This is a genomic window from Flagellimonas algicola (assembly GCF_005937185.1).
Taxonomy (GTDB): Bacteria; Bacteroidota; Bacteroidia; order Flavobacteriales; family Flavobacteriaceae; genus Flagellimonas; species Flagellimonas algicola.
Genome location: NZ_VCNI01000001.1, coordinates 856,582 through 878,558, shown reverse-complemented (window position 1 = coordinate 878,558; position 21,977 = coordinate 856,582). Strand labels below are relative to the sequence as shown.

At 42.7% G+C, this 21,977-nt stretch carries 17 protein-coding genes; 4 read left to right on the top strand and 13 right to left on the bottom strand.

What is annotated here, in order from left to right; all coding sequences use genetic code 11:
* Positions 1–77: 77 nt before the first annotated feature.
* A complete protein-coding gene (locus tag FGG15_RS03840; protein WP_138833389.1) occupies positions 78–1,667 on the top strand; it encodes an NADP-dependent glyceraldehyde-3-phosphate dehydrogenase in 1,590 nt (529 codons plus the stop codon).
* A gap of 3 nt (positions 1,668–1,670) precedes the next feature.
* Here the strand turns inward: FGG15_RS03840 and FGG15_RS03835 are convergent, their stop codons facing one another.
* From FGG15_RS03835 to leuC, 7 genes are all read right to left on the bottom strand, one after another.
* A complete protein-coding gene (locus FGG15_RS03835) occupies positions 1,671–1,970 on the bottom strand; it encodes a type II toxin-antitoxin system RelE/ParE family toxin (RefSeq protein WP_138833387.1) in 300 nt (99 codons plus the stop codon).
* 3 nt (positions 1,971–1,973) lie between these two features.
* Entirely contained in the window at positions 1,974–2,234 is a 261-nt protein-coding gene (locus FGG15_RS03830) for a hypothetical protein (protein WP_138833385.1), read from the bottom strand.
* A 90-nt stretch (positions 2,235–2,324) separates the two neighbouring features.
* Positions 2,325–3,365 carry a hypothetical protein gene (locus FGG15_RS03825; protein WP_138833383.1) on the bottom strand — a complete coding sequence of 347 codons (1,041 nt, stop codon included), beginning with the start codon at positions 3,363–3,365 and terminating at the stop codon, positions 2,325–2,327.
* 395 nt (positions 3,366–3,760) lie between these two features.
* Entirely contained in the window at positions 3,761–4,816 is a 1,056-nt protein-coding gene (gene leuB / locus FGG15_RS03820) for a 3-isopropylmalate dehydrogenase (RefSeq protein ID WP_138833381.1), read from the bottom strand.
* Between the two features lie 126 nt (positions 4,817–4,942).
* Entirely contained in the window at positions 4,943–6,460 is a 1,518-nt protein-coding gene (locus tag FGG15_RS03815) for an alpha-isopropylmalate synthase regulatory domain-containing protein (protein ID WP_138833379.1), read from the bottom strand.
* Positions 6,461–6,480: 20 nt separating this feature from the next.
* A complete protein-coding gene (leuD, locus tag FGG15_RS03810) occupies positions 6,481–7,077 on the bottom strand; it encodes a 3-isopropylmalate dehydratase small subunit (protein ID WP_138833377.1) in 597 nt (198 codons plus the stop codon).
* A gap of 42 nt (positions 7,078–7,119) precedes the next feature.
* Complete coding sequence (gene leuC / locus FGG15_RS03805) at positions 7,120–8,529, bottom strand: 3-isopropylmalate dehydratase large subunit (protein WP_138833375.1); 1,410 nt, start codon at positions 8,527–8,529, stop codon at positions 7,120–7,122.
* Positions 8,530–8,942: 413 nt separating this feature from the next.
* Between leuC and FGG15_RS03800 the strand changes: the two genes are divergently transcribed.
* Positions 8,943–10,055, top strand: a complete 1,113-nt coding sequence (locus tag FGG15_RS03800) for a DUF2911 domain-containing protein (protein ID WP_138833373.1) — start codon at positions 8,943–8,945, stop codon at positions 10,053–10,055.
* A gap of 58 nt (positions 10,056–10,113) precedes the next feature.
* Here FGG15_RS03800 and recG read toward each other — a convergent pair whose 3' ends face one another.
* On the bottom strand, positions 10,114–12,219 hold the full coding sequence (gene recG, locus FGG15_RS03795) for an ATP-dependent DNA helicase RecG (protein WP_138835382.1): 2,106 nt from the start codon (positions 12,217–12,219) through the stop codon (positions 10,114–10,116).
* A gap of 46 nt (positions 12,220–12,265) precedes the next feature.
* Between recG and FGG15_RS03790 the strand changes: the two genes are divergently transcribed.
* The gene (locus FGG15_RS03790) at positions 12,266–14,341 is read left to right on the top strand and encodes a M1 family metallopeptidase (RefSeq protein WP_138833371.1); all 2,076 of its coding nucleotides are present in this window, start codon (positions 12,266–12,268) and stop codon (positions 14,339–14,341) included.
* Positions 14,338–15,252 carry a patatin-like phospholipase family protein gene (locus FGG15_RS03785; protein WP_138833369.1) on the top strand — a complete coding sequence of 305 codons (915 nt, stop codon included), beginning with the start codon at positions 14,338–14,340 and terminating at the stop codon, positions 15,250–15,252. The genes FGG15_RS03790 and FGG15_RS03785 overlap by 4 nt, the downstream gene beginning before the upstream one ends.
* Before the next feature lie 3 nt (positions 15,253–15,255).
* Here FGG15_RS03785 and FGG15_RS03780 read toward each other — a convergent pair whose 3' ends face one another.
* The 5 genes from FGG15_RS03780 to FGG15_RS03760 form a co-directional block, all read right to left on the bottom strand.
* On the bottom strand, positions 15,256–15,774 hold the full coding sequence (locus FGG15_RS03780; protein ID WP_138833367.1) for a DUF7935 family protein: 519 nt from the start codon (positions 15,772–15,774) through the stop codon (positions 15,256–15,258).
* A gap of 76 nt (positions 15,775–15,850) precedes the next feature.
* Entirely contained in the window at positions 15,851–18,109 is a 2,259-nt protein-coding gene (locus tag FGG15_RS03775) for a GH92 family glycosyl hydrolase (protein WP_138833365.1), read from the bottom strand.
* Between the two features lie 198 nt (positions 18,110–18,307).
* A complete protein-coding gene (locus FGG15_RS03770; protein ID WP_138833363.1) occupies positions 18,308–19,081 on the bottom strand; it encodes a DNA replication initiation control protein YabA in 774 nt (257 codons plus the stop codon).
* Positions 19,082–19,121: 40 nt separating this feature from the next.
* Entirely contained in the window at positions 19,122–20,696 is a 1,575-nt protein-coding gene (locus FGG15_RS03765) for an FMN-binding glutamate synthase family protein (protein ID WP_138833361.1), read from the bottom strand.
* 2 nt (positions 20,697–20,698) lie between these two features.
* Complete coding sequence (locus tag FGG15_RS03760) at positions 20,699–21,973, bottom strand: amidohydrolase (protein WP_138833359.1); 1,275 nt, start codon at positions 21,971–21,973, stop codon at positions 20,699–20,701.
* Positions 21,974–21,977: the final 4 nt, after the last annotated feature.

Sequence of the window (21,977 nt, the reverse complement as noted above, 5' to 3'; positions counted from 1 at the left end):
TTTACAAAGTTTTTTTGTATTAGCTTTGTCATTTGCTAGACTAAAAAGCAGCACAACCTAATACTAAAATCTAGGATATGCCATCTAAGACAACCATACCGGAAGCATTGCAGATTACCTCACAAATTCATCAAAAAATATTTTTGGTGGATGGGGAATTACGTGAATGGAAAGGAGAAAATACAGAAGTGATTTCTACCATATCCTCAACCGAGGAATATGCCCATACCGTTTTGGGAAGTATCCCAAATATGGGAGAAGCAGAGGCGCTCGAAGCATTGGATGCGGCCATTGGAGCATTTGACCAAGGACAGGGACTTTGGCCTACCATGAAGGTGAAAGACCGAATAGAGTGTATGGAATCCTTCGTTAAAAAGATGGAGGAAAAGCGGGAAGAAGTGGTTAAACTGTTGATGTGGGAAATAGGGAAATCTATGCCTGATTCTTATAAAGAATTTGACCGAACAGTGGAGTATATTTATGATACCATTGAGGACTATAAGCAACTAGATCGCAATTCTGCCAAGTTTTCCAAACACGATGGGGTTTATGCCCATATCCGAAGAGGGCCGCTCGGGGTGGTGCTTTGTTTAGGGCCATATAATTATCCATTAAATGAAACTTTTGCCCTGTTGATTCCCGCCATTATCATGGGGAACACTACCATCTTTAAACCTGCCAAGCATGGGGTGCTTTTGATTACTCTGCTTTTGGAGGCTTTCCAAAGCAGTTTCCCCAAAGGTGTGGTGAATATTTTATTTGGTAGGGGCAGGGCAGTAGCGGCACCAATCATGAAAACTGGAAAGGTGGATGTGTTGGCATTGATTGGAAATAGTAAATCGGCCAATGCATTGCAAGACCAGCATCCAAAAAGCAACCGTCTACGACTGGTACTGGGATTGGAAGCCAAAAATCCAGCTATTATCCTTCCAGATGCCGATTTGGACCTCACCATAAACGAATGCATAGCAGGAACCCTTTCCTTTAACGGACAGCGTTGTACCGCCTTAAAAGTGGTATATGTGCATGAGGATGTAAAGGATGAATTTTTAAAACGTTTCTCGGAAAAAGTGGATGCCTTAAAGTTTGGTAATCCATGGGATGAGGGAGTTAAGTTAACTCCATTACCAGAACCCGGTAAACCAGACTATATCCAAGAGTTGTTGGATGATGCCAAGGCCAAGGGAGCTAAGGTAAAGAACAAAAAGGGCGGAAGACGCTCCGACAACTATATCTGGCCTGCGGTACTTTATCCTGTGACCAAGGATATGCGGGTATATGAGGAAGAACAGTTTGGCCCGATAATTCCGGTGGTGTCCTTTACCGATATTGAAGAGCCTTTAGATGACATGGCTGAGTCCAACTACGGGCAACAGGTAAGTTTATTTGGGAAGGATGTTTATACGCTATCTCCGCTGATTGATACCTTGGCCAATTTGGTTTGCCGAGTGAACTTGAATAGTTCATGCCAGCGTGGGCCGGATGTTTATCCTTTTACGGGGCGAAAAGATTCAGCACAGTCTACCTTAAGCGTACATGATGCTTTACGTTCCTTCTCAGTACGGACGTTCGTTGCTTTTAAGGACAACGATTTAAACAACGAAACCATTGAACAACTACTTGAAGCTAAAGTGAGCAATTTTTTGAGTACGGATTATATCCTTTAAGTCTTATCTGCTTGTTGGGATTTTTGGATTCCTCTTGGTGTGTAAAATAGCAAGGATTACAATTCGTTTTTGGTCAGTGCCAGTTATGAAATAAATGGCGTACGGAAACCTCTTGACCAATGCCATTCGCAGTTCTTTGTGCCGTTTTTGGAACTGATATGGATTTTGGGCTATAAGATTTACTTTTTCCTGAACGGATTGCCTGAACCTATTTCCCAATTCTTCACTGATGGAGGCGTACCAGTTTTGAGCACTTTTAAAGTCTTTATGTGCATCAAGGATTAGCTTAATGGCATATACCATGTTTTAATCCTTGCTCGAAGTTTCCCAGTCCATAAGGTCATCTGGGTTATTCAGGTAGATTTCAAGTCTTTCATTAAGAAGATTAAGATTCTCTTCTGAAATTTGATAGTTATTTTCGATGACTTTATCTAAGGTTTGCTCAAGTATATCCATGGCTTTCTCATTTTGTATAGTGATTAGCTTCTGAATAAAATTGTATTTGCGCAAATCGATGTCCATAAGCAATTGTTCCTTTCTAGAATAAAGATACGTTTTTGATTCCATAACTTATTTTAGGTATGTATGACTTAGAATTAGTGGAAAAGCCTTGGAAATTTCCAAGGCTTTTTTTGGTTGGTTAAGTTGGGTTTGCGGCTATTCTTGAACTAGAACCATATCGCATTTATAGTGAGACAACAGAATCTCCTTTTCAGGAATTCTGGCTACCCCAAAAATTTGGATAGTTTTGTCCTCAAAATTGAGTGTACACCAACCATAGTCATCATCTGAATCCATGCTTACTCCATTGGATTGATATGCCCCAAAGTCAGCTCTTTCCCAAGTTATATCACCTTCATGTGGATGGTAACGGTAGTAACCTATGCTAGTTTCTTGATTCCATGTTGCTGTTTGGGTACACGGATTAATGGTAATGTATAGAACCTCAGTGACATCAAGCTCATAATTGGACCAGAAACTTATCAGTTTAAGAACGTTAGGCTGTCCTTCTACATCTTCAACGGTGCATCCGAAGTTTGAAATTGTACTGGTACCATTAAATTGATAATTTGTTCGTTCTACATTATAAGTGCCAGTCCATTCTGATGCGATAAAGGGGCCAAGATTGTCATCGCAATCAGAGTTATTCAAAACATTACCTTCAAAATCTACACAGTTTTCAACAATTATAGAGGAATGTGGGTCTCCTAAACCATCCCCATCGGCATCTGCATAAACCGTAACACCTAATTTGTTTATTTGTGAGTTATCATCAGTGCAATCCGAATTATCCATAACGTAACCCGTAGGAATATTCACCCCTGAGCACTGGGTAATGGAATTGTTGTGGTCACCATAACCATCTTCATCTTCATCACGATATAATGTAACCATCTCACAATCTGAGGTTATGTTTCCATTAGTATCATCTGGGTCATCATCATTTTCAACATACCCGTCCAATTCATCACAGGTGTTTTGGCAATTGTTTGAATCGCCTTCTCCATCATTATCAGAATCTTTACATAAGTTCTTTTTATCAGCTTCTGGGCATTGTTCTGTTGGAGGGGTGGTGATGGCATCTTTACCACAGGAACTGACAGTGAAAAGAATATAAATAAGCACTAAAAGACAATAAATAAAAGGTCGAAAGGCTGAAGCTTTTAGCTTAAAAGGTTTTGGGTCAGAATTTTTCATACTAGCGTTTTTTTATTTAGCTAGTTTGAAAATAGTAAGGTGATGGTTCTTGGAAGGGGCTCAATTGACGGATGGCCCTTTTGAGTTGACGGATAGGTTGTTAGACTTGAGAGATGAGATTTTAGAGGTAAGATGTAGCATGCTGGATGCTGGGTGGTCGATGTTTAGATTATTTGGATTGTTAGATGTTAGATGTTGGATGCCGGGTGGTCGATGGTTAGATTATTGGATTGTTAGCTAACTAGTCTTGATTCCTGACTCTTGATTCTTTGTTATCAGTGTCTATTATAAAATTTGCACTGGAACTTGAATTTTGTGTTTGACTTTGCCTCGCTATGAAAAACAAAAAAGCCCCAGGATTCCCCAAGGCTCATAGAGTTTATGTGGTTGCTTATCTAAATGTTCGAGGCAAGCCAATCACCAACTTCGCTGGTCTTATAAGATTTTCCGCCATCGGCTAAATCTTCGGTGACAATCCCTTCTGCCAAAGATTTGTTCACCACATCCCGAATAGTCTGGGCTTCGTCCGTCAAATTCAAATCCTCAAATAACATAGCTGCAGAAAGCACCGTGGCTAGCGGATTGGCAATGTCTTTACCTGCTGCTTGCGGATAGGATCCATGAATGGGTTCGTAAAGGGAAACTTTGCTTCCTACGGAAGAAGAGGGCATCAATCCCATAGATCCAGAAATTACCGAAGCTTCATCCGTAAGAATGTCCCCGAATAGATTGGCGGTAATGATTACGTCGTAGCCTTTGGGCCATTGAATTAATCGCATGGCAACGGCATCCACAAATTCATAGGTGACCTCCACATCCGGATATTCTTTTTCCAAAGCCTGTACGGTTTCTCTCCACAATCTGGAGGCTTCCAAAACATTGGCTTTGTCCACGCAACATAGCTTTTTGCCCCGTTTTAGGGCCATTTCAAAACCTTTGCGCGCTAAGCGCTCCACTTCAAAACGTTGGTAGGTCATGGTGTCGAAAGCAGTATCTCCATCGTCCTTTCTTCCTCTTTCACCAAAATAAACACCTCCTGTTAGTTCGCGAAGGATAATCAAATCTGTTCCTTCAATTCGATCTCGTTTTAGGGGAGATTTGTCGATTAGGGAAGGGAAAGTGAACGTGGGTCTGACATTGGCAAATAATCCCAGTTTTTGACGCATTTTCAACAAGCCCTGCTCTGGACGGACTTTGGCCGAAGGGTCGTTGTCAAAACGTGGATGGCCAATGGCTCCAAACAAAACGGCATCTGCATTGGCGCAAACTTCATGGGTTTCATCGGGATAAGGTACTCCAACAGCATCTATGGCCGCCGCTCCTGTTAGGGCAGGAGTCCAGCTAATTTCATGGTTGAATTTCTTGGCTACAGCATTGGATACTTTAACGGCCTGGTCAATTACTTCGGGGCCTATTCCATCTCCAGCTAAAAGGGCAATGTTCAGTTTCATATGTTGATTCTCGGTTTTCAGTTATCGGTTATCAGTTGTTAGAGATGAGATTTCAGATATCACAGTTGCTGTTTTGTAGCTGTATGAATAGTCTTGAATCTTGTTTCTCTTAATCTTGAATCTATTTTAAAAGAGGTTAAGCATTTTTTCTGTGGCTTTTATGGCTGATACTGTTTGATCAGAGTCCAATCCTCGAGTCGTGAAATCCTTTTCTTCGGTTTGCCAGGTAATTATGGTCTCACAAAGGGCATCAGAATTACTTCCCGGGGGGATACGCACAGCGTAATCGACTAATTTAGGCAAAGCCACCTTTTCTTTTTGATAAATTTTCTTGAGAGCGTTTATAAAAGCGTCGAACTGTCCATCTCCTTGGGCGTTTTCCTCATAGGTTTTTCCATCAATTTCAATGGAAAGGGTAGTGGAGGGTTTGAGTCCTTTGGAATGGGTCAGCACATACGATTTTACAATCACCCGCTTTGGATGCAATTCTGAATCCAGCACATCGGAAATGATAAAGGGTAGATCTTCCTTGGTTACCCGCTCCTTTTTATCTCCAAGCTCAATAATCCGCTCTGTTACTTTTTTTAACTCCTCATCATTTAAGGTAAGGCCCAACTCTTGCAAATTCTTTTGAATGTTGGCTTTTCCAGATGTTTTTCCTAAGGCATACTTGCGTTTCCTACCAAATCGCTCTGGTAGTAAATCATTAAAGTAAAGATTCTTTTTACTATCTCCATCTGCGTGTATTCCAGCAGTTTGTGTAAAAACATTATCTCCCACAATAGGTTTGTTGTAAGGGATACCAAAACCTGTAAAAGCAGAGACCAGTTTACTCACCTTGTACAAGGAAGATTCCTTGACTCCAATAGTGATTTTAGGCATAAAATCGTTAATGACTGCAACCACACTGGCTAGTGGAGCATTTCCTGCACGTTCACCCATTCCGTTAACGGTAAGGTGCAACCCATGACATCCGGCTTTTAAGGCTTCCATCACATTGGCTACACTCAAATCATAATCATTGTGTCCGTGAAAATCGAAATGGGAATTGGGATATTTCTTAATGATTTGATGGATGAAGCTAAATGCCTCCTGATGGGTCAATATTCCCAAGGTATCCGGCAGCAATATGCGTTTGACCGGTTGTTGCGTCAAAAAATCCAGAAATTCAAACACATAATCTGGCGAGTTGCGCATCCCATTGCTCCAATCCTCCAAGTATACATTGGTGGTAATGCCCATGGATTCAGCTTGGGCTATAACCTCGGCTATTTCCTTGAAATGTTCTTCAGGGGTTTTCTTGAGTTGGTGGGTCAGATGGTTCAAAGAGCCTTTGGTCAGTAAATTTTGAACCTTGGCTCCCGACTGTTCCATCCAATTGAGGGAAACACCTTTGTCCACAAAGGTCAAAACTTCCACTCGGTCTAAATGACCTTCAGTTTCTGCCCATTCCGTGATGTTCTTTACAGCTGTAAACTCCCCATCAGAAACCCGTGCGGATGCCACTTCAATACGGTCTACCTGTAGTTCTTCCAATAACAATTTGGCCAAGGTCAGTTTCTCCGATGAAGAAAAAGAAACCCCAGAGGTCTGTTCACCATCCCTAAGGGTGGTATCCATTATTTCGACGCTCCGCTGTGCCATAGGTTCTCTCTTAAGTGTTGTTAAAGCGGAGTATTCTGGGCAAATTTCTCAATATTGGTTTTGATGTTCAACAAAAAGTCAATATCATCAAACCCATTGAGCATATTCTCTTTTTTATAATCGTTTATGGCGAAGCTCTCCTGTTCTCCAGTTTCCAATAAGGTAATGGTTTGCTCGGGAAGGTTGATTTCCAATGCTGTATCAGGGTTAGCCTCTATGACCTTAAAGATTTTATCCAAAAACTCTGGACTCACCTGTACTGGAAGGACCCCAATGTTTAAACAGTTGTTTCTGAAAATATCAGCAAAGAAGCTGGATACCACACAACGGAATCCGTAATCGTAAACAGCCCAAGCGGCATGTTCTCTGGAGGATCCAGAACCGAAATTCTTTCCGCCTACCAAAATTTTTCCGCTATAAATGGGATTGTTAAGCACAAAATGCTCCTTAGGGGTATCATCGGAGTTAAACCTCCAGTCCCTAAAGAGATTATCTCCAAAACCTTTTCGCTCAGTAGCTTTAAGAAAACGAGCTGGAATGATTTGGTCCGTGTCCACATTTTCTATAGGAAGTGGAACTGCGGAACTTTTAAGTATGTTGAATTTATCGTAAGCCATTTTTTTCAATTAACAATGATCAATAATCAGTATACGGATTGGTTATGCTTCTTGTAATTCCATTAATTCTCTTGGGTCGGTTACTTTTCCAGTAACTGCTGCCGCGGCTGCCACCAAAGGACTCGCCAAAAGGGTACGTGCACCTGGCCCTTGTCTTCCTTCAAAGTTTCGGTTGGAAGTACTCACCGCATATTTCCCAGCGGGGATTTTATCATCATTCATGGCCAAGCAGGCAGAACAGCCAGGTTCCCGCAATTCAAATCCAGCTTCATGCAAAATATCCAGAATACCTTCTTCCTTAATGGCCTCTTCAACGCGATGCGACCCAGGAACCAGCCATGCGGTAACATTGTCCGCTTTTCTCCTTCCCTTGATAATGGAAGCGAAGGCTCTGAAATCCTCAATTCTACCGTTGGTACAACTTCCAAGAAAAACAAAATCGATTGGCTTGCCAATCATGGCATCCCCTTCATTGAAAGCCATGTACTCCAAGGACTTTTTGTAGGTAGCGGCACCGCCTTCAACGGCCTCGGCTTGGGGAATATCTTTTTGGATACCCATTCCCATACCGGGATTGGTTCCGTACGTAATCATAGGTTCTATTTCCGAAGCATTAAAGGAAATTTCCTTGTCAAAGCTTGCACCCTCATCGGTGTGCAATTGCTCCCAGTATGCCATGGCTTTGTTCCAAGCTTCGCCTTTTGGGGCATATTCCAGCCCTTGAATGTAATTGAAAGTCTTTTGGTCCGGAGCGATCATACCGCCTCGAGCTCCCATTTCTATACTTAGGTTGCACACGGTCATACGTCCTTCCATGGACATGTTTCGGAAAACTTCACCTGAATATTCCACAAAGTAGCCTGTGGCCCCGGAAGTGGTCAATTTGGATATGATGAACAGGGCAACATCTTTGGGCGTCACAGCTCTGTTCAATTCCCCATCAATGTTGATGCGCATGCTTTTCGGCTTTGGCTGCATAATACACTGCGTGGACAGGACCATCTCAACCTCACTGGTTCCAATTCCAAAAGCAATGGCGCCAAAAGCGCCGTGTGTGGAAGTATGGGAGTCCCCGCAAACAATTGTTGCTCCAGGAACAGTAATTCCGTTTTCCGGACCTATCACGTGAACAATACCATTTTTCTCATGTCCAAGGCCCCAATAAGGAATGTTATGGGCTTTGGAATTTTCCTCCAGAGCTTTAAGCTGGTTGGCCGAAAGCTTATCCTTAACGGGCAAGTGTTGGTTGATGGTCGGTGTATTGTGATCCGCAGTTGCAAAAGTGCGCTCAGGGTAAAGCACTTTGATGCCTCTGTTTTTAAGTCCAAGGAATGCCACAGGACTAGTGACCTCATGAACCAAATGTCTATCTATAAAAAGTACATCGGGACCATTTTCAATATGTTGAACCACATGGGAATCCCAAACCTTATCAAATAGTGTTTTACTCATCGTTGCATTCAATAATTAATAAGCTGGTAAATTTAAAATATGAAAAGCAAAAGCTTCATTTTTAGTTTGGAAAATTACGATGTTCAAGGCAAGTTTTTGCTATGGAAACTGATGGATTGCGTGTGTTTTTCGATTTAAAACAAAAACAATCCTGAATGTTAACTGGGAAGTACATAACATCAGAATGTTCTTTCAAAACCAAAGGGTAAAGGGTGTTCCCGAACTTGTTTTACCTGTCAACCCAAGATTTAAATCTGCCTAGGTATTGGCACTGAACATCTTAGCTGTAAGCTTCTGAATTTTAACACGTTTGCCTTTATTTTAACATTGTTGTAACGCTATTGGAACGATGAGGTTTCTACCTTGGGAGTCAACCTAGAAAGTTTATTCATTAACTCATCAAAAACGAACAAATGAAAAAAAGTTACACGGCCATTTCGGCCATGATTCTCATCGCTGCATTCTGTATTTCCACAAGTAGCTATGCCCAGCTTACCTTTCTGCCCAGAGGTAGTCAAATGGCAAAAGTTTCTCAGCGTATTGGAACTACGGATGTCACTATTGTTTACTCTAGACCCAGTGTGAACGATAGGGAAATTTGGGGCGCACTGGTCCCTTATGGCATGAACAATTTGGGATTCGGAACGGCTACCGAATCACCATGGAGGGCAGGTGCCAATGAAAACACTATTTTCAAGACCAACCATGATTTGACCATTGGAGGTAAAACACTTCCAGCTGGCAAGTATGGTTTACACATGATTGTCAACGAAGACAATTCGGCAACTGTGATTTTTTCAAAAAACCATGGGGCTTGGGGAAGTTATTTTTACGAGCCGGGAGACGATGCCCTTCGTGTGGATGTTACCACCAAGGAGATTGCGCATGTGGAACAGCTCACTTTTAATTTTGATGAAGTTGATGCCACTTCTGCAGTAGCTTCCCTTAGCTGGGAGAAAAAACAAATCCCATTTAAGGTAGAAACCAATGTAACCGAAAATGTTTTGGCTCGGATTCGTCAGGAATTGCAGACCAACCCAGGATTTAGTCGTCAAAGCTGGGAGCAAGCGGCCAATTTTGCCCAAAACAACGGAGGTGATTTGGACGAGGCCCTAGGCTGGGTTGATGCCGCAATTGCGGGACAGTTTTTCAGCCAAAAGAATTTCAATAATTTGAGTATTAAATCCCAGATTTTGGCCAAGCAAGGAAAAACTGCTGAGGCGGAAGCCCTAATGCAGGAAGCCTTACCGCTGGGAACGGTTTTCCAAGTACATGGCTATGGAAGACAGCTTATTGGACAAGGCAACACGGATAAAGCGCTTGAAGTATTTAAATGGAATGCCAAGAACCACAAAGGTACATGGCCAGTGCATTATGGATTGGCCAGAGGATATTCCGCTTTAGGGGATAATAAGTCTACTGTTAAGCATCTAAAGTTAGCATTGGAGAATGCGCCCGCCCAGGTAAACCGCGATCGCGTTCAAGCCAACTTGGATAAAGCTGAAAAAGGGGAAGGAATTAACTAAACCAATTTACTTAGGGAATTAAATTAGGAAAATGCCTAGCGAAAGCTGGGCATTTTTTTTAGCTGATATACCCCCAAATATCTTTCCCTTTGGACATCATGGTGTAGGCCGACCGAATGGGAAGATTTTCAGGTTTCTCCAATCTGGGGTCATCTTTTAAAAGTTGAATGGCGTGATATCTGGCGGTTTGCAATATCTGGTTGTCCTTTACGATGTCCGCTATCTTCAAATTGAGCAGCCCACTTTGTTGGGTACCCATCAAATCACCAGGACCACGGAGTTTCAGGTCCACTTCTGCAATTTCAAATCCATCATTGGTGCGGGTCATGGTTTGCAAACGGGTTTTGGCATCTTCGGATAGTTTATGGCCCGTCATCAGAACACAAAAGCTTTGTTCTGCGCCACGGCCTACGCGTCCACGAAGCTGATGCAGTTGTGAAAGTCCAAAGCGTTCGGCACTTTCAATGATCATCACGGAGGCATTGGGGACATTTACCCCCACCTCAATAACGGTAGTAGCTACCATAATGTGGGTCTCACCACGAACAAATCTTTCCATTTCATAATCCTTGTCCGCCGGTTTCATTTTTCCATGAACGATGGAAATTTGGTAATCGGGAAGCGGAAAGTCACGGACAATGCTCTCATAGCCGTCCATCAAATCCTTGTAATCCAAAGCTTCGGATTCCTGAATTAGGGGATAAACTATGTAAACTTGCCTTCCCTTCCTGATTTCATCTTTAAGGAACCCAAAAACTTTTAATCTGTTATTGTCAAATCGATGAACCGTTTTGATGGCCTTTCTTCCGGTAGGTAGCTCATCAATTACGGAGACATCCAGGTCCCCATAAAGACTCATGGCCAAGGTTCTAGGTATGGGTGTAGCTGTCATCACCAGAATGTGGGGAGGGGTTTCATTTTTATGCCACAATTTGGAGCGTTGTGCCACCCCAAATCGGTGTTGTTCATCAATAATGGCCAGCCCAAGGTCTTTAAATTGTACTTTATCTTCCAAAACAGCATGGGTGCCCACCAAAATATTGAGATTCCCATTTTCCAATTGGTTGTGCAACAAAGTACGTTCTGATTTTTTTGTGGATCCCGTCAACAGGGCAATCTTCACCTCCATTTTGCCCAACAATTCCTTTAAGCCGTTGTAATGCTGCTGGGCCAAAATCTCGGTAGGAGCCATTAAGCAAGCCTGATACCCATTGTCTATGGCCAACAGCATACACATGAGGGCCACAATGGTTTTTCCAGAGCCTACATCCCCTTGAAGCAAACGGTTCATCTGGGCATTGCTGCCCAAATCGTTCCTGATTTCCTTGATGACTTTTTTCTGTGCATTGGTCAACTCAAAAGGAAGATGGTGCTCAAAAAAAGTATTGAATTTTGTCCCTACTTGATCAAAGGGTAAACCTTTAATCTTTTGCTTCCTGATTAGTTTTTTGGTAATCAGTTGGAGTTGCACAAAAAACAATTCCTCAAATTTGAGTCGAAATTGGGCCTTGACCAACAATTCCTGACTTTTTGGAAAGTGAATGTTCAAAAGCGCTTCGCTCTTTGAAATCAAGCGGAGTTCATCTAAGATACTGGGGGAGAGTGACTCCGCAAACTGTCCTTTGGACTCTAACAACAATTGTTGCTGCATTTTACTGACCACCCTATTGGTGATTCCCTTGGCGCTTAATTTTTCTGTGGAAGGGTAAATGGGCTGCATGGCTACCTTTAGACCTTGCTGATGCTCCGCAAGCAATTCCATTTCAGGATGGGGCATGGAAAAAGAACTCCCGTACCTATTGATTCTTCCAAAGACCACATAAGGCTCATTCAATTTCAGATTGTCCCTTATCCATTTTTGCATTCGGAACCATACCAGTTCCATCTCGCCCGTATCATCTACAAATTTGGCCACAAGACGTTTGCCCCGCTTTTGTTCCACGGTTTTTATATGGACTATTTTCCCCACCACTTGTACATCCGCACCACTGGCATGGAGCTGGGCAATTTTGTAGTACTGGGTTTTGTCCAGATATCGATTGGGAAAAAGGTGTAATAAGTCCCTGTAGGTTTCAATGCCCAATTCTGTCCGAAGGGTCTCGGCTCTGTTGGGGCCAACTCCTTTCAGATAGGGGATGGGAGTTTGGAGAAAATTGGGATTCATCAAACTAAAATATGTAATTTGGAAAGACTTTTGTGATACTGTTGCCATGAAGCTTGCCCCTGTGCTTATTTTTTTTCTTTTGACCCAACTCCTTTCCTCCCAAATTCAGGATAAAGTGGATTTTGTTAGGGGACAAATTTTGGTGCAGGCTGACTTCGAACAAGCAAAAATCCAAGGAAGTGTTGACTACTATTTTAAAATTTTAAAACCAGTAGATTCCATCTTCTTGGATGCCAAGGAAATGAAGTTCGAACAAGTGCAGTTGAATGGTAAGCCAATCAACTATAAAACCGATGGTCAACATTTCGTGGTAAAAAAACAGTTTAGAAAGGATGACCATCATTTAAAATTTAACTACAGTGCATTTCCCAAACAGACAGTCTATTTTATTGGAGATGGAGACACTGACAAAAAGCAAATGTGGACACAAGGACAAGGAAAATACACCAGTCATTGGTTACCGAGTTTGGATGACATGAATGACAAGATTGAATTTGATCTGACTATAGTCGCCGATCAAAGCCAGACGGTAATTTCCAATGGGGAATTGGAGGAGATTGTCCCACAGGATGGTATCAATGTTTGGAGATTTGATATGGAACAACCCATGAGCAGCTACCTCGTGGCATTTGCCATGGGTAACTTTGAAAAGGAAATACTGCACTCTAAAAAAGGAATTCCCATTGAACTCTATTACGAACCTAAGGACAGCCTTTGCGTTGAACCTACCTACAGACATACCCAACGGATGTTTGATTTTTTGGCGGATGAAATTGGAGTACCATACCCTTGGCAGAACTACAAGCAGATTCCCGTACAGGATTTTTTATATGCGGGGATGGAGAATACTGGTGCCACCATTTTTTCCAACACCTTTATGGTGGATTCCACCGCTTTTATAGACAAGAACTTTGTCAATGTGAATGCCCACGAATTGGCTCACCAATGGTTTGGGAATCTGGTTACCGAACAGAGTGGCTCCCATCACTGGCTTCATGAAGGTTTTGCCACCTTTTATGCCTACTTGGCTGAAAAAGACATTTTTGGAGAGGATTACTTTTATTGGAGATTGTTGGAGACGGCGAAAGCTTTGGATAATTTTTCCGGGGATGGCCACGGAGAGGCACTTACCAATGCTAGTGCTGGCAGCCTTACTTTTTACGAAAAAGGAGCATGGGCCTTAGTTATACTTCGGGATAGGGTAGGAGACATGGCTTTTAGGGAGGGGATACAAAACTACCTGACCAAGTTCGCATTTCAGAATGTGACCATTTCCGATTTTATGTGGGAAATGGAAAAGGCCTCGGGGATGAAACTCTCCAGCTTTGAAGAGGCTTGGTTGCAGGAATCCGACTTTCCGTTTGAAAAGGTTAAACTGTTTTTAAGAGCGAAAAATACATCAATAGACACCTACTTTAAGGCAAAAGAGGAAATAGGAGACAAGCCGGAAAATGCAGAGACAGTTCTTGGGGCAAACTGGAAAACCTACCTATCAGAAGCCTTGAAGCACCAACTTTTATTGGACTACGGGAATCAACTGTCCCCGCAGTTTTTAAACGAACTCTTAAAACAGGAAGGGCTAAAGGTAAGACAAGCGATTTCCCTAGCTATGGAAAAAGTGCCCTTGGAGGTACGTGCGGGTTTTGAAGGATTACTAGGTGATCAGAGTTATACCACGGTGGAAGCAGCGTTATTCAAACTTTGGACGGATTTCCCTGAAAACAGGAATGTTTATCTGGACCAAACTGCAAATATTGTTGGGTTCCCAAACAAAAATGTGCGTCTACTTTGGCTGACCTTGGCTTTGGTGACTGCAGATTATGCTATGGACAAAAAACCTGATTTTTACAATGAGCTTAGCTCCTATACGGGATCAGAATACCATTTTGAAGTTAGACTTTTGGCATTTCAATATTTAAAAAGCATTGGAGCGTTTAACGATGACACCTTGAAAAGTTTGATAAAAGCCTGTAGCCATCATGTTTGGCACTTTAAAAAATCATGCAGAAAAATGTTGAAAGACTTTTTGAAAGCGGAAGGGAACCTGGCCAGGGTAAAGGCCATCTATCCTACTTTAAATTTAGAACAACAGCGTTATTTGGATAAAACCTTGGGCAAATGAGGGCATTGGTAATTTCAGGAGGAGGTAGTAAGGGAGCTTTTGCAGGGGGTGTAGCCCAATTTCTGATTGAGGAGGCCAAACACGATTATGACCTATTTGTGGGGACATCCACGGGTAGTCTGCTCATTTCCCATTTGGCCTTGAACAAGCTGGATAAAATCAAGGAAATCTATTCCTCGGTCAACCAGAACAGCATTTTCAACAATTGCCCTTTTGTCATCAAAAAGAAATATGGGATTGAGGTGATTTCCATCAACCATTGGAATGTGGTCAAAAATTTTATCCGTGGGAAAAAGACCTTTGGGGAGAGCGAAAACCTTAGACATCTTATTCGAAATTCCATTACCCCGGCAGAATTTGAAGAATTGAAACAAGGCAGTTCAGATGTTGTGGTCACGGTTTCCAATCTTTCCTTGAATCAGGTGGAATACAAATCCATCAACGATTGCACCTATGAGGAGTTTTGCGATTGGATTTGGATTTCGTCCAACTACACACCCTTTATGAGTTTGGCCCGAAGAAATGGTTGTGAATATGCCGATGGGGGACTGGGTACCCTGGTGCCTATTGAAGAAGCACTGAAACGCGGAGCCACAGAAGTGGATGTGGTGGTTTTGCACACTGAAGTGAATTACCTGAACCGTATGCCTGTGCGTAATCCATTTGAGTTGATTACTACCATTTTTAGTTTTATGCTGGATCGAATTGAAAATCAAAACATCCGAATTGGAAAATTGGTGGCCAACCAAAAAGATGCCATCATCAACTTCTACTATACCCCGACCGTGTTGACCACGAACTCCTTGATTTTTAACAAAGAACGTATGACCCTATGGTGGAAAAGAGGGTATTTATATGCGAAAAATAAAAATGAGGAGACCAGTCCTATAGACCCTGACCATCAGGAATAAAAACTACCAAAGTTCACTAACTTCTTTCTTGATAAAGGCTAGAGCCGTAGCAGAAGGAGACTGTTTGTCTATCGTTTGGTTTAGGATATCTTCCCTTAGTTTATCCGGAGAGTCGGTTTCACTCATTCCGGCAGAACGTATAATTTGAATGGTGGCATTTTTAGCGGCCTTGATAATGTTCCAGCACTCATCTGACATATAGATCTGTTGTGAAAGGTTGTGCTCAAACTCGGTTTCTATCTGTTTGATCAATAGATTTTCGTAGGCACTTTTGTCCTTGCTCGTGGGAGCCACTCTTACCACAAGACTGTTGATGGAAATACGTTCCAAGAACAACACCATACGCTCATAGGCTTGTAAACGAATGGGAAGCGTGTCTTTTTGGGAATCCTTGTGCAACAGAAAACGTCTACGACCATCTTCGTTTCTGGTATGAAGTCTAAAAAAATAAAATGCTACGGCACCCGTAACAACGGCTGGCAATAAAAAGCCGAAAAGCTGAAAAATGTCGTCTCCGCTCATGGTTTGGTTTGGTTTTGGATTTTATACTTTGGATGATAACGGAATAAACTTTCAAAAAGTATACCGGGCATACCCGCTATTTTTTTGGTTCTGGCCCCATAGTGATAATCAACGTACTTCCATTTCTAATAGCATCATGGGTAAAGAACAACTCTTCCAGTTCCTTGTCATTTAATCGGACTGATTGCACATACTTATTTTTTGGGGAATTATTTTGTGTTAGTATGGTAAATGTTTTTCCGTTTTCAAGTGGTATTTTGACGGTGTCAAACAGTGGCCTTCCAATAACATATTCAGGTTTTCCAGGTGCAACCTGATAGAAGCCCATGGCACTCATGACGTACCATGCGGACATTTGACCACAATCTTCATTTCCAATGATACCATCGGGTTGGGAGGTATAGAATTCCTTTAAAATTTGATTTACCAATTCCTGCGTTTTCCACCCTTGGTTTGCATAGGTGTACATATATGCGATATGGTGACTAGGTTCATTGCCATGTGCATACTGCCCAATCAGCCCCGTAATATCCCCACTGGCATTTTCACCTTCAATTTCAGAAGAGGTGGTAAATAGGCTATCCAATTTACTGGCGAATTGTTCCTTGCCACCATATAGTTGTGAAAAACCGTCAATATCATGGGGGACAAACCAAGTCCATTGCCAGGCATTGCCTTCAACATAATCAGAGTGCTCATGATCAGAATGTTTGGGACTAAAAGGCTCTCGCCATGAGCCGTCCGCATTTTTTCCACGCATAAACCCTGTCTCCGAATCAAAATAATGCCGATAATTTTGCCCTCTTTTTTGAAATTGCTCCGCAACGGAATCATTGCGAACAGCTTGGGCAATCTGGGCTATGCACCAATCATAATAAGCATTTTCAAGGCCGTAGGAAACGGAGGCTGTTATTTCATCCGAGGGAATGAACCGTCCCTCAATGATATACTTGTTGTACGGGGTCATGACTCGTGACTTTCTGGGTTCGTCGGAATCCTTCACTAGTTCAGGTCTATACGAAGCGCTGGTGATGGCTGCTTCCAAAGCCAATTGCTGGTTAATTCCAGGAAGTTTTTTGGATATGGCATCGGCAATGTTGGCCACAGCTGGATAGCCTACCATTGTTCCTGTATAATTGGAAACCAGAGGCCACTTGGGCAACAAGCCACCTTCATCATATTTCAAAATCAAATTGTTGACATAAGCTATGGATTTGGGTTCATCAATAATGGTCATCAAAGGATGTAGCGCCCTAAAAGTGTCCCATAGTGAATATACCGTATAATTGATCGCTCCATTTGTGGATTGATGTATCTCTTTGTCCATTCCACGGTATCTGCCGTCCACATCCTGGTGTAGGGCTGGAGCAATCATACTGTGATATAGGGAGGTATAGAAGGTGGTAAGCACATCCTCATCGGCTGTCCGTACCTGAATGCGATTCAATTCCTTTTTCCATTTCTCCCGTGTCTGGGAGACCACCGCTTCAAAATCCCAATGCGGTAGTTCGTTTTCAAGATTGGTTTGGGCACCTTTTTCATCAACTGCAGATATTCCGACCTTCACTAGCAAAGGTTTACCTATGGAAAGGGATGGAAAGCTTAGACGGGAGTATATGTTCTGACCTTTATAAACATCTTCAATTTTGTTTGAAGCTTGGCCATCCACAATAATGCTATCCACCTGAAATGGACTGGAGAACTTGGCATGGAAATACACTTTATGATCATAAGCCCAGCCCCGGGAATGTTTTAGGCCTCTTACGGTGCTATCATTTACAATTTCCAACGAATTGGAAATGTTTCCATGCCCCCAGGTTTGCTGAAGGATATGACCCACATCCAATAACAGCTGTTTATTCTGATTGGCACCATAGGTGTATTTGTGGAGACCGGCTCGCTCCGTAACAGCCAATTCTGCTTCTACATCGTAGTTGGTGAACTTGACGGCGTACTTGCCGACCTCAGCCCTTTCATCGGACTTTTTAAATTGGGCTATCGGTTTGTTTTTTTCTTCCCCAGTGAAGGGAAGAACAAGAATATCACCCATGTCCCCAATCCCAGTTCCACTGAGATGCGTGTGGGAGAATCCATAAATGGTGCTGTCACTATAATGATAACCGCTGGACGCATCCCAACCATTCAATTTGGTGTCAGGGCTCAATTGTACCATACCATGGGGCATTACCGGCCCTGGAAAAGTATGGCCATGAAATCCTGTCCCTATAAACGGGTCTACATAACCTAGTACATCCCTTTCAACTTCCGATTCTTGAGGAGTAGGCGTACAGGCCAACAAAAGGAACGGGGTTAAAACGGACAGAAGACGATTCATGATTTCTCAGTTTTTGGTTTGGTAATGTACTGAGAGTCAAGATAAGTTGGTTGCAGTAGTTTCCATCACTAAAATCGACCAATGACGCAATACAGGGAATCAGTATAGAGGAAAAGCAAAAACTGAAAACCGAGCCGTTTGGGTTACATGCTATAGAACTATTTATGCTAAATGGAAGTAGAGATGTTTCGTTATGGCTTATTCACCATTTTTCAGATTGGCTTTGGCTTTATCGTAAAACCCTTTGTAATCGGGTTGAAGACTTACAGAGATCCCTTCCTTGAAATTTCCATCTTTTACGGAAACACCAACCTTATCCACAGGTACGGCTAAGGTAGTTACCAATTCTTTTGCCGCAACTGAAGCCTGATCGTAAGTAACTCCAAACTCTCCGGTAATATTCAATCCCTCTACTTGGGCATGTATATTAGGGCTTGCCAAAATAATTTTTGCCAATTGCGACAGCCAAACTTTACCTTCTTCCGTTAAAGTGGTACCGGTGTCCGAACCAAACAACTTGGTTAAACTTTGGGAAAGTATCACGGCTCCATCAGAAACATTGGGGTTGGCATTTTCACCCATGGTCTGTTTTATTCGAGTCAAAAGTACAATGGCCGTGGAGTCACTGGAGGAAATCATGTCTGTTACTCCTCTTAATTGTTGCTCTTTACGTTCCAGGGCTTGCAGAGCATTGTTTACATTTTCGCTGTTCTTTTTGGAAAGCTCCGAAAAACTGCTCAGGTTTTTAAGTAGGGTGGCATTGGCATCCCTTAACCCAACATTTTCGGCTTCCAGCGTATTTGCCTTGGCCGTACTGGAAGAAATCTCGCGTTTGGCCTCGGCCAGTTGCTGTTGAACTTCACTGACCTGGGTTTCCAAATCATCAATTTGGGCAAATAGCTCACTTTTCTTTTGGGAAAAAGCAAGCGTAACAACAAATAAGCTGCAAAATAGAAGTAATGGTTTTTTCATAAGTAAGATGTGTTGGTTTAAGCAAAAATCGAAATCAAAATTAGGTTGTTTTTTTGGAAAACGCCTTACCGCCCAAATAAACACAGTCGTAAAGTTCCTGCATGTCGGCAAATGGAACCTTTTCTTTTTGATAGGAGTAGACCGCTTCCAAATCACTGCTAAGGTAGTCATCATCTACATTAACTTGGATATCATTCATGGAAAACTGACAAGGATGTTCGTAACCAGCTGCATGGGTAATTTCCAGGAATTCCTTTCTAAATGTTTTGAAGTATTGTGCCAGCCTATCCGATTTCAGTGGCACATTGATACCACCCTGCAACCACTTGCTCTGTGTAGCTACACCTGAAGGGCATCGGTTGGTATGACAGATCTGGGCCTGTATACATCCAATGCTCATCATGGCCTCTCTCGCCACATTAATACAGTCAACACCCATGGCAAAGGCCATGGCCGCCTTGGCAGGGAAGCCAAGTTTTCCACTACCAATAAACACCAATCGTTCGGTGAGTCCACGTTCTTTAAAAATCCGATACACTGAAGAAAAACCATACACCCATGGCAGCGAAACATGATCAGCAAAACTTGGGGGTGCGGCTCCAGTACCACCTTCACCTCCGTCAATGGTAATAAAGTCTGGGCCTTGGCCTGTTTTTTTCATAAGGTCTGCCAGTTCTTCCCATTGATCCAGTTTGCCAATGGCTCCTTTGATTCCAACGGGCAATCCAGTTTCCTTGGCTATATTCTCAATGAGTTCAACAAATTCAGGAATGGAGTTGAATGCCGTATGAGTCGCTGGTGATAGCACATCTTTCCCAACTTCAACTCCTCTTATTTTGGCTATTTCCGGGCTTATTTTGGCTCCAGGCAAAACTCCACCTTTGCCGGGTTTGGCTCCTTGGGACAATTTTATTTCGATGGCCTTGATGCAAGGATTTTCGTCCACCAATATTTTCATTTTCTCCATGGAAAAGTTCCCTTCACGGGAGCGAACCCCAAAATAGCCCGTTCCAAAATGAAACACTACATCACCTCCCGTTTTATGGTAGGGGGACAGGCCTCCTTCACCGGTGTTGTGGTACGCCATGGACTTCCCAACACCTTGGTTTAAGGATTCAACCGCCCTTGCGGAAAGGGAACCAAAGCTCATTGCAGATACGTTGATAACGGAAGCCGGGCGATAGGGTTTTTTTCGTTTGTTGTATGCACCTATGATCTTGGCACAAGGCAAGAAATAAGGGTCTTCTACATTGGGATGTCCTTTGGGTACTTGATACCCAATCATGGCATTTTTTACAAAAATGTGCTGATGTGCATAGATGTCCCTGTCCGTGCCGAAACCTTCATAGTTGTTTTCCTTTTTAGCTGAAGCATAGATCCAACCACGTTCAATACGATTAAAAGGAAGTTCTTCCCGATTGTTCGCCACAAAATACTGCCGCATTTCCGGACCAATGCTCTCCAGCCAGTACCGCAGATGTCCGATAATGGGAAAATTATGGCTTATGGTATGGGCTTTTTGGAAGAAGATGTCCCTCATGGCTACAAGACCTAATAAAATTAGAATCCAGGCCCACCATGGAGTTCCTGCCAAAAAGTCCATTACCGTATCCATATTTACAGGTTTAAATAGTCCAATGCCAACCCGGTCATCGTTTTTACTCCCAACAACAATCCACTGTCGTCAATCTTGAAATCGGGGGTGTGGTGTGGAAAGGATTCTGTATTTCCAGGGGTCATTCCCCCTAAGAAGAAATAAAATCCGGGTACTTTTTCCTGAAAGTAGCTAAAATCCTCAGCTCCGGTAATGGCTTTATGAATGCTGACATTCTCATCTCCAGCAACTCTTTTTAGAGTAGGCGCCATTTTTTCGGTCAATTCCAAATCGTTAAAAGTAATGGCCGTTGAGCTCTTGATATCGATGGTTGCATCTCCACCATACGCTTTGGCAATGGCCGGTACCATTTCTTCCATACGCTTGTTGATATGCTTCTGCATGTCGTAGTCCAAGGTGCGAATAGTGCCTATCATTTCTGCGCTCTCTGGAATGATGTTGAATCTAACCCCACTTGTAATTTTTCCTACGGAAATTACGGCGGCTTCATTGGTAAGTTCAGATTCACGACTGATGATGGTTTGCAGGCCATCAATGATTTTGGCACTGATCAAAATGGGATCAACACCGCCCCAAGGTTGAGAGCCGTGGGTTTGCTTTCCTTTTACGTTGATGACGAAGCGTTGCGCGGCCGCCATTGCACCTCCAGGCTTATATTTTACGGTTCCTACAGGTGTTTGGGAATTGATATGAAGCCCAAAAACGGCATCTACATCAGGGTTGGAAAGCACCCCTTCCTTGACCATCAGCAATGCCCCACCTTCCTCACCGGGAGGAGCTCCTTCTTCTGCGGGTTGGAAAATGAATTTGACCGTTCCTTTAATTTTGTCTTTGTTTTTGGACAGCACCTCTGCAACACCCATCAAAATAGCCGTGTGGGTATCGTGTCCGCAAGCATGCATTACGCCAACTTCCTTTCCTAAAAATGTCGATTTCACAGTCGATCTATAAGGTAGGTCGTTACGTTCTGTAACCGGAAGTGCGTCAATATCGGCACGTAACCCAACCACCTTACCGGGTTGATCTCCTTTTAATATACCGACCACTCCGGTTTTGGCTATTCCCGTTTGAACCTCAATCCCCAGAGATTTGAGATGTTTGGCAATCTTTTCGGCCGTTTTGAATTCCCGATTACTCAATTCAGGATTTTGATGGATGTCCCTGCGCCATTCAACGACTTTTGATTCTATATCTGAAAAATCTTTTTCCAAACTTGGCCCTTGGGCCCATACGGAAGTTCCGAAAAGTAGTAACGCTAGTGCGAATAATTTTTGCATATGT

Coding starts and splice junctions, on each gene's coding strand:
- FGG15_RS03785 (WP_138833369.1), top strand. CDS start 14,338: ATGAGGGCATTGGTAATTTCAGGAGGAGGTAGTAAGGGAGCTTTTGCA.
- FGG15_RS03770 (WP_138833363.1), bottom strand. CDS start 19,081: ATGAAAAAACCATTACTTCTATTTTGCAGCTTATTTGTTGTTACGCTT.
- FGG15_RS03775 (WP_138833365.1), bottom strand. CDS start 18,109: ATGAATCGTCTTCTGTCCGTTTTAACCCCGTTCCTTTTGTTGGCCTGT.
- FGG15_RS03790 (WP_138833371.1), top strand. CDS start 12,266: ATGAAGCTTGCCCCTGTGCTTATTTTTTTTCTTTTGACCCAACTCCTT.
- FGG15_RS03780 (WP_138833367.1), bottom strand. CDS start 15,774: ATGAGCGGAGACGACATTTTTCAGCTTTTCGGCTTTTTATTGCCAGCC.
- leuD (WP_138833377.1), bottom strand. CDS start 7,077: ATGGCTTACGATAAATTCAACATACTTAAAAGTTCCGCAGTTCCACTT.
- recG (WP_138835382.1), bottom strand. CDS start 12,219: ATGAATCCCAATTTTCTCCAAACTCCCATCCCCTATCTGAAAGGAGTT.
- FGG15_RS03800 (WP_138833373.1), top strand. CDS start 8,943: ATGAAAAAAAGTTACACGGCCATTTCGGCCATGATTCTCATCGCTGCA.
- leuB (WP_138833381.1), bottom strand. CDS start 4,816: ATGAAACTGAACATTGCCCTTTTAGCTGGAGATGGAATAGGCCCCGAA.
- FGG15_RS03825 (WP_138833383.1), bottom strand. CDS start 3,365: ATGAAAAATTCTGACCCAAAACCTTTTAAGCTAAAAGCTTCAGCCTTT.
- FGG15_RS03830 (WP_138833385.1), bottom strand. CDS start 2,234: ATGGAATCAAAAACGTATCTTTATTCTAGAAAGGAACAATTGCTTATG.
- FGG15_RS03840 (WP_138833389.1), top strand. CDS start 78: ATGCCATCTAAGACAACCATACCGGAAGCATTGCAGATTACCTCACAA.
- FGG15_RS03765 (WP_138833361.1), bottom strand. CDS start 20,696: ATGGATACGGTAATGGACTTTTTGGCAGGAACTCCATGGTGGGCCTGG.
- leuC (WP_138833375.1), bottom strand. CDS start 8,529: ATGAGTAAAACACTATTTGATAAGGTTTGGGATTCCCATGTGGTTCAA.
- FGG15_RS03835 (WP_138833387.1), bottom strand. CDS start 1,970: ATGGTATATGCCATTAAGCTAATCCTTGATGCACATAAAGACTTTAAA.
- FGG15_RS03815 (WP_138833379.1), bottom strand. CDS start 6,460: ATGGCACAGCGGAGCGTCGAAATAATGGATACCACCCTTAGGGATGGT.
- FGG15_RS03760 (WP_138833359.1), bottom strand. CDS start 21,973: ATGCAAAAATTATTCGCACTAGCGTTACTACTTTTCGGAACTTCCGTA.